The sequence below is a fragment of the Microbacterium arborescens genome, assembly GCF_030369635.1.
Classification (GTDB): Bacteria; Actinomycetota; Actinomycetes; order Actinomycetales; family Microbacteriaceae; genus Microbacterium.
On sequence record NZ_CP128474.1, the window covers coordinates 2,299,862 to 2,312,744 of the forward strand.

Here is a 12,883-nt window from a genome sequence, read left to right on the forward strand (position 1 = left end):
CGAGGATCAGACGAGCGCGAAGACGACCTCGACCTCGACGGGCGAATCAAGCGGCAGCACGGGAACGCCGACCGCCGACCTCGCGTGACGTCCGGCGTCGCCGAAGATCTCGCCGAGCGCTTCGCTCGCGCCGTTGATGACGCCGGGCTGTCCCGTGAACTCCGGAACGGATGCCACGAAGCCGGTCACCTTGACGACCCGAGCGAGGTTGTCGACACCGCCAGCCACGTCCGCCGCGGCGGCGATGGCGTTGAGCGCGCACTGACGAGCGAGCTGCTTGGCGGTGTCGGCCGTGACGAGCCCCTCGCTCACGCCCACCTTGCCGGTCGCGGGAAGCGAACCGTCGATCATGGGCAGCTGCCCCGAGGTGTAGACGAGTCCGTCGTGCTCGGTCGCCGGGATGTAGGCCGCGACCGGCGGGACGACCGGAGGAAGCTGGATGCCGAGTTCGGCCAGGCGTGCCGAGACGCTCATGCGCCCGTCCCCTCGAACTGCTGGGCCGCTTGATGGGCGGCACCGAGACCGGCGTTGGCCGCTCCCCCACCGACGGGCCGCTTGAAGTACGCCACGAGCCCGCCCTCGGGGCCGGGAACGACCTGCACGAGCTCCCAGCCCTGCTTGCCCCAGTTGTTCAGGATCGCCGCCGTGTTGTGGATCAGCAGGGGCGTCGTGAGGTACTCCCACGTCGTCATCGGGGCTCCGTTCTGTGGCTGTCGCTCGCGCGCCGACATGCGCGGAGGCACGCGCGCAAGGGGTGGTCCTGAGGCGGATGCCCAGGTATCTCGCTTACGATCACCCTATGCCTCACAAGAAACGCACGGCCACCGGTGTGCTCGGCGGTCTCGCCGGCCTGGTCGGCCTGAGCGCTGTGGCCGGGATCCTCGTCACCGCCACCGTGACCCCCGCCATCGCCGTGTCGGGTTACGCCGCGACCAGCGCGATCGACGTCTTCGACAACATGCCGAGCTATCTCGAAGTCGATGAGCTCATGCTGCCGACCGAGTTCTACCGCAAGGACGCCGACGGCAACGACGTCCTCATGACCCAGTTCTACGACCAGAACCGCATCCCGGTCACGTGGGACGAGGTCGCGCCGGTCATGTTCGACGCGATCACCTCGAGTGAGGACAAGAACTACTACACCCACGGCGGCGTCGACCTGCTCGGCACCGCCAGCGCCGTGTTCGGCAACCTGCGCGGCGGCGACACCCGCGGTGGCTCGTCGATCACCCAGCAGTACGTCAAGAACGTGCTGCAGCAGGCGTGCGAGAAGGAGGCCAAGTCGCAGGACGAGGTCGAGGCGTGCTTCCGCTCGACCACCGTCTCCTCCGGCACCGACGGCATCGAGCGCAAGCTGCAGGAGATGCGGTACGCGATTCAGCTCGAGAAGCGGTATCCGAAGAACGAGATCCTGCTCGGCTACCTCAACATCGCGCACTTCGGCGGCACCGTCTACGGCATCGGCGCAGCCGCGCAGTACTACTTCGGCGTGCCGGCCTCGCAGCTCACGATCGGCCAGGCCGCGGCGATCGCCGGCATGGTGCAGGAGCCGAACACCTACCGTCTCGACCGCCCCGACAGTGAGTCGAACGGCGCCGCGAACGGCTACGAGCTGACGAAGGACCGCCAGGTCTACGTGCTGAACCGCATGCTCTCCGACGGGAAGATCACGCAGGAAGAGCGGGATGCCGCCGTCGCGGAGCCCATCACCCCCAACATCCAGGAGCGCCCGCAGGGCTGCCAGCTCGCCGCCGGCGCGGAGTTCTTCTGCGAGTACGTCCGCAACATCGTCCTCGACGACCCGGCCTTCGGCGAGTCGCTCGAAGAGCGCCAGCAGAACCTGCGCCGCGGCGGCATGAAGATCTACACGACGCTCGACCCGCAGCTGCAGGATGCCGCGCTCGACGCGATGTCGGTCGTTCCCGCCACCGATGACCGCCTGAACCTCGGCGCCTCGGGTGTCCAGGTCGAGGTCGGCACCGGACGTGTGCTCTCGATGGTGCAGAACCGTCCGTTCGCGCCCGTCGCGTCGGACAACTCCACCACGCCCGTCAACTACAACGTGCGCAACCAGGACGGCGGCGGTGGTCACTCCGCGGGCTCGACCTACAAGGTGTTCAGCCTCATCAACTGGCTCGAGCAGGGTCACTCCATCAACGAAGTGATCAACGGCCGTGTCGGGAACAAGCGCGTGCTGACCAGCTGCGACGGCGCCACCCAGAACGTCCGCACCGGCAACAGCGGCCGTCAGAACGAGATCGGCAACTTCCAGAGCAGCAACGGCTACTCGGGCACCATCAAGAAGTTCACCGAAGACTCCCTCAACTCCGGCTTCCTCGCGATGGCCGAGCGCATCTCGGTGTGCTCGACCAACCAGGTCGCGATGAAGATGGGTGTCATGCAGTCCAACGGCGACCCGCTGGACGTCAACAACAACCCCTACGACGTACTCGGCTCCGCCGCGGTCGCGCCCATCGACATGGCGGAGGCGTACGCCGCAGTCGCCGGCGGCGGCATGCGCTGCGAGCCCAAGGTCATCGACCGGGCGGTGAAGTCCGACGGCACCGACATCACGCCGCAGACCAGCTGCGACCAGGCCATCTCGGCCAACGTCGCCGCCACCGCCGCCTTCGCGCTCGAGGGCGTCATGAATGCAACGGGTCAGGGCGCGCGCATCTTCGACGGCGTGCCGGTGTTCGGCAAGACCGGTATCCACGAGTACGAGCACACGTGGATGGACGGCGCGAGCACCAAGGTCGCCACCGTGGTCTGGGTCGGCAACGTCGACGGCTTCGCAAAGCTCAACGAGTACCGCGTCAACGGCTGGCGTCTCGATCAGATCCGAAACGCGATCTGGCCGAAGATGCAGGGAGCGGCGAACGCCAAGTTCGGTGGCGATCGCTTCCCGACCCCGGACACGAACCTCACGAAGAACGTCCTGACGGATCTGCCGAACGTCGTGGGGCAGACCGTGGACGAGGCACGCGGCACCCTCGAGGCGGCCGGCTTCACGGTGAACGTCGCCGAGCCCACCGACTCGACCGAGCCCGAGGGCCGGATCGTGTCGCAGGACCCGGGTGCGGGCCGCGCCCCGGGCGGCACGACGGTGACCATCGCCCCGAGCAACGGTCAGGGCGCGACGGTACCGCCGGTCACGGGCAACCCGCAGGAGGCGGAACGCCAACTGCGAGCCGCGGGCTTCACGAGCGTGACGACGGCGTGTACCGAGAAGGACGACCCACCGCAGCCGACGGTGACGGGCACGAGCCCGGCAGCCGGCGAGGCGGTCGGCCGCGGCACGCAGATCACCATCGAGTACACCGCGAAGAACTGCTGATGGCAGGCGTCCACAAGACGCTCTCCACGATCGCCACCGCCGGCGCCCTGGGCGCCGGCGGTGCGATCGTCTGGGGAGTCGGCATCGAGCGCTACCTGTTCACCGCACGGCGCCACGAGCTCCACGTGCTGCCACCGGGCAGCCCGAGTATCACCGTCCTGCACCTCTCCGATGCCCACATGGCGCCCTGGCAGAAGCGCAAGCAGCGGTGGATCGCCGAGCTCGCCGAGCAGACGCAGCCCGACCTGGTGATCAACACGGGTGACAACCTCGGGCACACCCGCGGTCTCGACGGCATCCGTCGCGCCTTCTCTCCCCTGCGAGGAGTGCCCGGGTTCTTCGTTCACGGGTCGAATGACGTATACGAGCCGAGCGGGCGAAACCCCGTGCGCTACTTCACCGGGCCCTCGAAGTACCCCCAGACCGCCGCGAAGCTCGACACCGAGGCGATGGATGCCTTCTTCACCGACGACCTCGGCTGGTCCGAGCTCGACAACGCGGCCGCTGCGGTGCGCGTCTCCGGGCTGCGGATCACTGGTGTCGGTGTCGACGACGCGCACCGCGACTGGGACGACCTCGACGCCCTCCCCGGCGCCCTGGCGGCTCTGGAAGGTCGCAAGCGCGCTGACCTGACGCTCGGCGTCACCCACGCCCCGTATCGTCGCGTGCTCGACCGTTTCGTCGACCTGGGAACCGACATGATCTTCGGCGGCCACACGCACGGCGGGCAGGTCCGCATCCCCTTCTCGTCGCGCGCTCTCGTCGCCAACTGCGACATCCCGCTCGACCAGGCGCGGGGGCTCAGCACGTGGGGACCCGACGACGTGCCGCTCAACGTCAGCGCCGGCCTCGGCCACTCGATCTACGCCCCCGTACGGTTCGGCTGCCGCCCCGAGGCATCCGTCCTCACCCTGCGCGCGCGAGCGTGAGCCGATTCGTCTTCCGGACGAGATCGGGGTAAGCTTGGAGGGTTGCCACGGGGTGTGGCGCAGCTTGGTAGCGCGCGTCGTTCGGGACGACGAGGCCGCAGGTTCAAATCCTGTCACCCCGACAGCGAAGAGGCTCCGCCGCGAGGCGGGGCCTCTTTCATGCCACCGGAGAACGGAGCACGGATGCCCATCCCCCGCCTGGTCGCCTTCGACCTCGACGACACCCTCGCCCCTTCGAAGAGCGCCATCGATCCCCGCATCGGACGCCAGCTCCTGGATCTCGCGGCCCGCGTCGAGGTCGCGATCATCTCGGGCGGACAGCTCGCGCAGTTCACGGCGCAGGTCGTCGACCAGCTGCCGGAGACGGATGCCGAGCTGCTGTCGCACTTCCACCTGCTGCCGACGTGCGGCACGCAGTATTACCGCCTCTCCCCCGCCGGCATCGAGACGATCTACGCTCGGTCGCTGACCGACGACCAGAAGTCGCGCGCCCTCGCCGCGGTCGAGGAGGAAGCGCGCCGCCTCGACCTGTGGGAGAGCGAGACCTGGGGCCCGATTCTCGAGGACCGCGGATCGCAGATCACCTTCTCCGCACTGGGTCAGCAGGCTCCCGTCGACGCCAAGATGGCGTGGGATCCGACCGGCGAGAAGAAGAACGCACTCCGCGCGGCGGTGGCAGACCGCATCCCCGACCTCGAGGTGCGCGCGGGCGGGTCGACGTCCGTCGACATCACCGAGCGCGGCATCGACAAGGCCTACGGCATGACGCGTCTCATCGAGCAGTCCGGCATCCCCCAGGACGACATCCTGTTCGTCGGAGACCGCCTCGACGAGAACGGCAACGACTACCCCGTGCTCGCGATGGGCGTGGCGTGCCACGCGGTCGAGGGCTGGGAGGACACCGCCGACTTCCTCGACCAGCTCATCCCCACGCTCCCCCTGCGATGACCCGCTGACGCGGACGACATCGCGGAACGCATCCGGGCCCCGGAGCCCGCAGTCGACCGACTGCCGGCTCCGGGGCCCGTTGCTTTGCTACCCGCCTGTCCCGCCGCGCGTCCCGCCGTCAGGCTCGAGACGCGGTCTTGGCGCGCGCGGCGGTGCGGCGCGGCGCTGAGCCTGCGATCGGCACGAGCCGCTGCAGTTGCGTGACGTGACGCGGCTCGAGCTCGTCGAGGCTCGAGACACCGAGCAGCTGCATCGTGCGCTCGATCTCGCTGCGGAGGATCGCGATCGTCCGGTCGACGCCCTGGCGACCGCCCGCCATCAGGCCGTAGAGGTACGCGCGCCCGATGAGCGTGAACTTCGCGCCCTGCGCGACCGAGGCGACGATGTCGGCGCCGTTCATGATGCCGGTGTCGACCATGACCGTCGCATCCTTGCCGACTTCACGCACGACCTGGGGCAGAAGGTGGAACGGCACGGGTGCACGGTCGAGCTGGCGACCACCGTGGTTCGAGAGCACGATGCCGTCGACGCCGAGGTCGATGAGACGCTTGGAGTCCTCGACGTTCTGCACGCCCTTCACGACGATCTTTCCAGGCCACATGCCGCGGATGACCTCGAGGTCGTCGTAACTGATCGTCGGGTCCATCGCGGCGTTGAGGAGCTCGCCGACGGTGCCGCCGGTCGTCGTCAGCGACGCAAACTCGAGCTTGGGTGTGGTGAGGAAGTCGATCCACCACCAGGGCCGCGGGATCGCGTTGACGATCGTGCCGACGGTCAGGGCGGGCGGGATCGAGAATCCGTTGCGCTTGTCACGCAGTCGCGCGCCGGCGACCGGGGTGTCGACGGTGAACATGAGCGTGTCGAAGCCCGCCTCCGCGGCCCGCTTCACCAGACCGTACGAGATCTCGCGATCGCGCATGACGTAGAGCTGGAACCAGTTGCGCCCATGCGGGTTGGCGGCGCGCACACCCTCGATCGAGGTCGTCCCGAGCGTCGAGAGGGTGAACGGGATGCCGGCGGCTCCCGCCGCAGATGCCCCGGCGCTCTCGCCCTCGGTCTGCATGAGGCGCGTGAACCCCGTCGGGGCGATGCCGAAGGGCAGCGCCGAACGTCCGCCGAGGATCTCCGTCGACATGTCGACCGACTCGGCCGGACGCAGGATGTCGGGGTGGAACTCGATGTCCTGGAACGCCTGGCGCGCTCGCGCGAGCGAGATCTCGCCCTCCGCGGCACCGTCGGTGTAGTCGAATGCGGCCTTGGGCGTGCGACGCTTCGCGATCGTCCGCAGGTCGTCGATCGTCAGGGCCGCTGAGAGCCGGCGACGACGACCGTTGAGGTCGGGAGCTTTGAACTGCATGAGTTCGAGCAGCTCGGGGATCTTGGGCAGCTGGCGGGTGACCATGTTTCTCCTCTGTTCCGGCAGATGGCCGAAGGGGTCGGGCCGGATGGTTCAGGCGGATTCGGGCCGGACGGGGTTCGCGGACGCGTAGTACCCGGTGATGTGATCGCGCACAGCGATGCGGGCATCCGCGACGCGCTGCTCGTCGATCGCGGCCACGATCGCGTTGTGCTCGTCGCGCAGCCGGTCGACCGCGCTGTTCCAATCAGGGATGCGCGCGGCGCCTTCGAGCACGTAGTCCTCGATCGACGAGCGGAGGCCTGCCATCATCGCCGCGACGACCTCGTTGCCCGATGCCTCGGCCAGGGCGACGTGGAACTGCGCATCGAGCGCGAGGAAGTCGGCGGGGCTGAGGCCGGGGGCATCCATCGCATGCAACGCCTCGCGCGCCCGATCGAGATCGACGTCGGACGAGCTGGCGAGCTCCCCCGCGACCCACTCCTCGAGCAGCAGACGAGTGTCGACGACATCCGAGATCGCGAAGCCCTGCGCGGCCACCTGCAGGCGGAGCAGAGCCTGCATGCCGCCGGTCGGCCGCGCGACCACGATCGCGCCGGCGCTGGGGCCCGAACCGGTCGCGGTGCGGATGAGGCCCATGACTTCGAGCACGCGCAACGCCTCTCGCACGCTCGAACGTCCGACCCCGAGCTGGGCGACGAGGTCGCGTTCGGATGGCAACCGGTCGCCGGGACCGAGCTTGCCGGCGAGAAGATCGGACTCGATCTTCTCCAGTACGACGCGCCAGGCGCGCGCCGGGGTTCCGTCAGCCATGACGCCCCTCTCGTTGGTGGCCGGACCACGATACATCTTGTGGTCTGACCGCGCAAAGCCCGAGACGGCCGCGTCGTGAAACGTATCAGAGGCCCGACTCGTCAGGCGAGACGACCGCCCGACTCGCGGAGGTAGCACTCGGCGCACATCGACTCGTAGGTGACGCGGTCGCGGGCGAGCTCGTCGATCGCCACCTGGTCGCCCTCGAACACGAAGCGGCCGCCGACCAGACGGGCGTTGAACAGCGCCTTCCGCCCGCAGCGACAGATCGTCTTGAGCTCTTCGAGGCTGTGCGCGAGCTCCATCAGACGAGCGGATCCGGGAAAGGCCCGGGTCTGGAAATCGGTGCGGATGCCGTAGGCGAGCACCGGCACGTTCTCCTCGACCACGGTCCGGAGCAGATCGTCGACCTGCTCCGACGTCAGGAACTGCGCTTCGTCGATGAGGAGGCACGCGACATCCGCCCCCGTCTCCGCCCGCACACGCTCGCGATGGACGCCGAACACGGCTCGGAGGTCGTCGTCGCCGCCGACGAGGAAGTCGACGTCGCGCTCGACACCCAGCCGGCTGGCGATCTGCCCGGCACCCTTGGTGTCGATCTCGGGCTTCGCGAGGAGGACGTGCTGGCCGCGCTCCTCGTAGTTGTAAGCCGCCTGCAGCAGAGCCGTCGACTTGCCGGAGTTCATCGCCCCGTAACGGAAGTAGAGCTTGGCCATGCCCGTCAGGGGTTGATCGAGAGCGCTTCGGCCGTCGCCGCGATCGACGCGCGGGCCGCATCGGCGCGCGGGTTGAGCGGCTGGCCGTAGCTCGGGATGAGCTTCTTCAGCTCGGGCTCCCAGCCAGCGATGCGATCGGGGAAGCAGGTCTTCAGCAGTCCGAGCATGATGGATGCCGCGGTCGAAGCGCCCGGCGAGGCGCCCAGCAGGCCCGCGATCGAGCCATCGGCCGAGGTCACGACCTCGGTGCCGAACTGCAGCACGCCGCCCTTCTTGGGGTCCTTCTTCATGACCTGAGCGCGCTGGCCGGCCTGGATCAGCTCCCAGTCCTCGTCCTTCGCGGTCGGCATGAACACCCGAAGCGAGTCGACCTTCTTGCGGTGGTTCTTCAGCAGCTCGCCCATGAGGTACGAGATCAGGCTCGGATTGTCGACGGCGACCTTCAGCATCGGCAACAGGTTGTGCGGACGCACCTGGGCGACGATGTCGGTGATGCGACCGTTCTTGAGGAACTTCGGGCTGAACGTCGCGAACGGTCCGAACAGCAGCGAGGCTTCACCGTCGACCACGCGCGTGTCGAGGTGGGGAACCGACATCGGCGGAGCGCCGACGGAGGCCTGCGAGTACACCTTCGCCTTGTGCTGCGACACGACGGCGGGGTTCGTGGTCTTGAGGAACTGTCCGCCGATCGGGAAGACGCCGTACCCCTTGATCTCGGGGATCCCCGACTTCTGCAGCAGTTTCAGCGCCCAGCCGCCCGCGCCGACGAACACGAATCGCGCGTCGGTGTGGCCGGGGGTCCTGCCCAGGCGATTGCGCCAGAAGACTCGCCACGAGCCGTCCTTCTGCCGGGTCATCGTCCGCACCTCGCGGTCGGTGATGACCTCGACGCCCTGCTCCTGCAGGTGGGAGAACAGCTGACGGGTCAGCGACCCGAAGTCGACATCCGTGCCCGCCGGAACGCGCGTCGCGGCGAACGGCTCGCCCTTGCGCCGCTCCTGCATCAGCAACGGCGCCCACTGGTTGATGACACGGGAGTCCTCGGAGTACTCGATGCCCGCGAACAACGGCTGGTCCTTCAGCGCCTCGTAGCGCCGCTTGAGGAAGGCGACGTCCTTCTCACCGCGGACGAAGGTCATGTGAGGCGTCGCGTTGATGAACGTGGAGGGCTCGTCCAGGATGCCGCGCTCGATGAGCGACGCCCACAGCTGACGGCTCTGCTGGAACTGCTCGTTGATCGTGATCGCCTTGCCCGGATCGACGGAGCCGTCCGACGCCTCGGGCGTGTAGTTCAGCTCGCACAGCGCAGCGTGGCCCGTGCCCGCGTTGTTCCACGGGTTCGAGCTCTCCTGCGCCAGATCCGACAGGCGCTCGTGCACCTCGATCTTCCAATCGGGCTGGAGCTGCTTCAGCAGCACACCGAGCGTGGCACTCATGATGCCCCCGCCGATCAGGACGACGTCGACCTTTTCACTCACGATGCACCAGTCTATCCCGGTGCGGCGGGCGTCATCCCGCCGCACCGCGGCCCCGCCTTCGCGTCAGAGGCGCTCGGCCACGATCTCCGCGATCTGCACCGCGTTCAACGCGGCGCCCTTGCGGAGGTTGTCGTTGCTGATGAAGAGAACGAGGCCCTTGCCTGCCGGGGCGGACTGGTCGGCGCGGATGCGGCCCACGTAGCTCGGGTCGTTGCCGGCGGCCTGCAGGGGCGTGGGCACCTCTTCGAGCACGACGCCGGGCGCCGCCGACAGGATCTCTCGTGCCCGCTCCGGCGTGATGTCGCGCGCGAACTCGGCGTGGATCGACAGCGAGTGGCCCGTGAAGACCGGGACGCGCACGCAGGTACCGGCGACCCGCAGGTCGGGCAGCTCGAGGATCTTGCGGCTCTCGTTGCGGAGCTTTTTCTCCTCGTCGGTCTCGTTGTCGCCGTCGTCGACGAGACTGCCCGCGAACGGGATGACGTCGAACGCGATCGGCGCGATGTACTTCTCGGGCTGGGGGAAGTCGACCGCGGAGCCGTCATGCACGAGATCGAGCGTGCGGCCCTGCGCGAGGACTCCCTCGACCTGGCCGAGCAGTTCCTCGGCCCCCGCGAGGCCCGAGCCCGAGACCGCCTGATAGGTCGAGACGATGAGGCGCTCGAGGCCGGCCTCGGTGTCGAGCACCTTCAGCACGGGCATCGCGGCCATCGTGGTGCAGTTGGGGTTCGCGATGATGCCCTTGGGCGGGTTGACCGTGGCGTGGGGGTTGACCTCGCTGACGACGAGGGGAACCTCGGGATCCATGCGCCAAGCGCTGGAGTTGTCGATGACGACGGCGCCCGCCTCGGCGAACCGCGGGGCGTGCGCGCGCGAACCGGTCGCACCGGCGGAGAAGAGGGCGATGTCGATGCCGGCGGGGTCGGCGGTGGCGATGTCCTCGACGATGACGGCGTGACCGGCGAACTCGATCGAGGTCCCCGCGGAGCGAGCGGTGGCGAACAGGCGCAGCTCGCCGATCGGGAAGTTCCGCTCGACGAGGATCTCGCGCATCACCTTTCCGACCTGGCCGGTGGCGCCGACGACGGCGACGGAGAGTCCGGAATCGGAGATGCGGGTCATAGCTGTTCCTTGCGTGAAGCGGGATCGGGTTCCGGTGATTCTATCGGCGCGCCGATGCGGCTCCCGGCCACGTGACGGTCGATGACCGCGCGATTCACGCCATCTCGGGGCGGTTCCACTCTCCCGGCACGTCGAGCGCACCGTAAGCGAGCTCGACGCCGTCGGTTCCGACCGACGCCGTGCAGACGAGCAGCGACAGCGTCGGCACGCCGTAGGGGCGATTGTCGCGGATGATCGCGGCGTCATCGGTCGCCGGGGTGGCCGCGGTGTCCTGGAGCACGTCGAGCCACGGCTGCAGACCGTCCGCGCGGTCGAGATCGGGAGCGGCGGCGGCGAACTCGCCGAGCCAGCGACGGATGCGGGCCGTACGCGGATCGTCGACGTCGTCGTGGGCGATCATGTGGGTCCCGGGACCCAGCTCGACCGTCCGCAGGGTCGCGGCATCCCACATCGACACCCGGACCCCGGCGGCGGAGACGTCGACGAGATTGAAGCCGTGCGTGGACGGAGCGCCCACGGGAGGGCGACCGGCGACGGCATCCAGCACGATGCCGCCGCGCGAGAGCGCGGGCGCATCGTCCGGCAGGACATCGGCTCGGTTGAGGATGACCGCGAGACGGCGGGCTGCGGGGTCTGCTGCCAGCCAGGCGCCCCCGGCGCGACGATCGCGCACGCCGACGACCCCCGGGAACGCTTCCGGCCACCACGGACCGACCGGATCCCATGCACGCGCCGGATCCTCGTCTCGGACGGCCAGCAGCCGAACCGGACGGGTCGGATCGGCGGGCACCTGGATGACGACGGTGCACATGTGATCACTCGCTCTCGGCGCCCGACGGTCGCTCCGCGCACCCCGTCCGGGGCCGTGGGAGGATCGGGGGCATGTTCATCGTAGTCGGGGTCACCGGGGGCATCGCCGCCTACAAGAGCGTCCATCTCGTGCGTCTGCTGGTGCAAGAGGGGCACGACGTCCACGTCATTCCCACCGACGACTCGCTGCGCTTCATCGGCCTCACGACGTGGGAGGCCATCAGCCGCAACCCCGTCACGACCTCGGTGCACGACGACGTCGCCCGCGTGCGGCACGTGGCCCTGGGACAGAGTGCCGACCTCGTCATCGTCGCCCCCGCGACGGCCAACACGATCGCCGCAATGGCCGCGGGTCTGGCATCCGATCTGCTCGGCACGACGCTCCTCGCCACGACGGCCCCTGTCGCAGTCGCTCCCGCGATGCACACCGAGATGTGGCGGCATCCGGCGACGAGGGCGAACATCGCCACGCTGCGCGAGCGCGGCGTGCTGATCGTCGGCCCGGCGGACGGCCCGCTGACTGGCGGCGACAGCGGACCGGGGCGCATGTCGGAGCCGGATGACATCGTGGCGGCCGCGCTCTCGTTCGCCTCCCCCGAGACCGCCGACCTCGACGGCGTGCACGTCGCGGTCTCGACCGGGGGCACCCGCGAGCCGCTCGACCCGGTGCGGTTCCTCGGCAACCGATCGAGCGGCCGCCAGGGTGCCGAGATCGCCGCGGAGGCCGCCCGCCGCGGTGCGACGGTGACGCTCGTCGCGGCATCCGTCGACGCCGGGGTCCTCGACACCGTCGCGGCTCATCCGCGCGTCACGACCCGGCACGTCGAGACCGCGGCTCAGCTCGGCAAGGCGATGACGGATGCCGCCGCCACCGCGGATGTCGTGATCATGGTCGCGGCCGTCGCCGACTACCGCGCTGCGCGGGTGTCGGAACACAAGCTGCGAAAGGAAGACGGGCCGCTGGCGACGATCGACCTCGTTCCCAACGACGACATCCTCGCCGGGCTCGCCGCCTCCCGCCGCGGCGGTCAGGTCATCGTCGGGTTCGCTGCCGAGACCGCCGACGAGGACCTGCTCGCACGCGCCCGACGCAAGCGCGAACGCAAGGGCGTCGACCTGCTCGTCGTGAACGAGGTCGGGTGGGATGCCGGCTTCGGTGCGGGCGAGAACACCGTCGCCGTCATCGGAGACGGTGGGGCGGTCGTCGCCGAGGCCTCAGGGCCGAAGAGCACCGTCGCTCATGCGGTGTGGGACGCGATCGTCGCCGCCCGCGCCGCGGGCTGAGCACGTCAGCGGACCGAGCGCGATGCATCCGTCGGACACGCGGTGCTCATGAGCACTCGCGGCGCCGTGCGGGCATCACCAGCACCACC

Annotated in this window: 12 protein-coding genes and 1 tRNA gene; 5 read left to right on the forward strand and 8 right to left on the reverse strand. The window is 69.1% G+C overall.

Translation table 11 applies throughout. The features are described from left to right. Positions 1-6: 6 nt before the first annotated feature. Complete coding sequence (locus QUC20_RS10955; protein ID WP_289329886.1) at positions 7-474, reverse strand: RidA family protein; 468 nt, start codon at positions 472-474, stop codon at positions 7-9. Continuing rightward, positions 471-692: a Sp36 family protein gene (sp36, locus tag QUC20_RS10960; protein WP_094261190.1), complete on the reverse strand. Its 222-nt coding sequence runs from the start codon at positions 690-692 to the stop codon at positions 471-473. The genes QUC20_RS10955 and sp36 overlap by 4 nt, the downstream gene beginning before the upstream one ends. A 107-nt stretch (positions 693-799) precedes the next feature. On the opposite strand from sp36, the gene QUC20_RS10965 reads away from it, so the two are divergent. From QUC20_RS10965 to QUC20_RS10980, 4 genes are all read left to right on the forward strand, one after another. Continuing rightward, positions 800-3,337 (forward strand): transglycosylase domain-containing protein, encoded by a 2,538-nt coding sequence (locus QUC20_RS10965; protein ID WP_120264883.1) that lies wholly within the window; start codon positions 800-802, stop codon positions 3,335-3,337. Then, entirely contained in the window at positions 3,337-4,266 is a 930-nt protein-coding gene (locus tag QUC20_RS10970; RefSeq protein WP_289329887.1) for a metallophosphoesterase, read from the forward strand. Before QUC20_RS10965 ends, QUC20_RS10970 begins: the two co-directional genes overlap by 1 nt. Before the next feature lie 48 nt (positions 4,267-4,314). Beyond that, positions 4,315-4,388: transfer RNA gene (locus QUC20_RS10975), tRNA-Pro, on the forward strand. A gap of 61 nt (positions 4,389-4,449) precedes the next feature. Further along, a complete protein-coding gene (locus tag QUC20_RS10980) occupies positions 4,450-5,214 on the forward strand; it encodes an HAD-IIB family hydrolase (RefSeq protein ID WP_120264881.1) in 765 nt (254 codons plus the stop codon). 118 nt (positions 5,215-5,332) lie between these two features. Here the strand turns inward: QUC20_RS10980 and QUC20_RS10985 are convergent, their stop codons facing one another. The 6 genes from QUC20_RS10985 to QUC20_RS11010 all read right to left on the reverse strand — a co-directional run bounded on the left by QUC20_RS10985 (position 5,333) and on the right by QUC20_RS11010 (position 11,511). Then, positions 5,333-6,616, reverse strand: coding sequence for an alpha-hydroxy acid oxidase (locus QUC20_RS10985; RefSeq protein ID WP_120264880.1), 1,284 nt, complete (start codon positions 6,614-6,616; stop codon positions 5,333-5,335). 48 nt (positions 6,617-6,664) lie between these two features. Next, positions 6,665-7,384, reverse strand: coding sequence for a FadR/GntR family transcriptional regulator (locus tag QUC20_RS10990; RefSeq protein WP_289329888.1), 720 nt, complete (start codon positions 7,382-7,384; stop codon positions 6,665-6,667). Between the two features lie 101 nt (positions 7,385-7,485). Further along, positions 7,486-8,100, reverse strand: coding sequence for a thymidine kinase (locus tag QUC20_RS10995; protein WP_289329889.1), 615 nt, complete (start codon positions 8,098-8,100; stop codon positions 7,486-7,488). Between the two features lie 5 nt (positions 8,101-8,105). Then, entirely contained in the window at positions 8,106-9,578 is a 1,473-nt protein-coding gene (locus tag QUC20_RS11000; RefSeq protein WP_289329890.1) for a malate:quinone oxidoreductase, read from the reverse strand. A 63-nt stretch (positions 9,579-9,641) separates the two neighbouring features. Then, on the reverse strand, positions 9,642-10,700 hold the full coding sequence (locus tag QUC20_RS11005) for an aspartate-semialdehyde dehydrogenase (RefSeq protein WP_289329891.1): 1,059 nt from the start codon (positions 10,698-10,700) through the stop codon (positions 9,642-9,644). Between the two features lie 94 nt (positions 10,701-10,794). After that, on the reverse strand, positions 10,795-11,511 hold the full coding sequence (locus tag QUC20_RS11010; RefSeq protein WP_289329892.1) for an NRDE family protein: 717 nt from the start codon (positions 11,509-11,511) through the stop codon (positions 10,795-10,797). Between the two features lie 71 nt (positions 11,512-11,582). Between QUC20_RS11010 and coaBC the strand changes: the two genes are divergently transcribed. Continuing rightward, entirely contained in the window at positions 11,583-12,794 is a 1,212-nt protein-coding gene (gene coaBC, locus QUC20_RS11015; RefSeq protein ID WP_289329893.1) for a bifunctional phosphopantothenoylcysteine decarboxylase/phosphopantothenate--cysteine ligase CoaBC, read from the forward strand. Positions 12,795-12,883 lie beyond the last annotated feature (89 nt).

Excerpts from the sequence above, each read along its gene's own strand:
- QUC20_RS10965 (WP_120264883.1), top strand. The coding sequence starts at position 800 with ATGCCTCACAAGAAACGCACGGCCACCGGTGTGCTCGGCGGTCTCGCC.
- QUC20_RS10970 (WP_289329887.1), top strand. The coding sequence starts at position 3,337 with ATGGCAGGCGTCCACAAGACGCTCTCCACGATCGCCACCGCCGGCGCC.
- QUC20_RS10955 (WP_289329886.1), bottom strand. The coding sequence starts at position 474 with ATGAGCGTCTCGGCACGCCTGGCCGAACTCGGCATCCAGCTTCCTCCG.
- QUC20_RS10980 (WP_120264881.1), top strand. The coding sequence starts at position 4,450 with ATGCCCATCCCCCGCCTGGTCGCCTTCGACCTCGACGACACCCTCGCC.
- QUC20_RS11005 (WP_289329891.1), bottom strand. The coding sequence starts at position 10,700 with ATGACCCGCATCTCCGATTCCGGACTCTCCGTCGCCGTCGTCGGCGCC.
- QUC20_RS10985 (WP_120264880.1), bottom strand. The coding sequence starts at position 6,616 with ATGGTCACCCGCCAGCTGCCCAAGATCCCCGAGCTGCTCGAACTCATG.
- QUC20_RS10995 (WP_289329889.1), bottom strand. The coding sequence starts at position 8,100 with ATGGCCAAGCTCTACTTCCGTTACGGGGCGATGAACTCCGGCAAGTCG.
- QUC20_RS11010 (WP_289329892.1), bottom strand. The coding sequence starts at position 11,511 with ATGTGCACCGTCGTCATCCAGGTGCCCGCCGATCCGACCCGTCCGGTT.
- coaBC (WP_289329893.1), top strand. The coding sequence starts at position 11,583 with ATGTTCATCGTAGTCGGGGTCACCGGGGGCATCGCCGCCTACAAGAGC.
- sp36 (WP_094261190.1), bottom strand. The coding sequence starts at position 692 with ATGACGACGTGGGAGTACCTCACGACGCCCCTGCTGATCCACAACACG.
- QUC20_RS10990 (WP_289329888.1), bottom strand. The coding sequence starts at position 7,384 with ATGGCTGACGGAACCCCGGCGCGCGCCTGGCGCGTCGTACTGGAGAAG.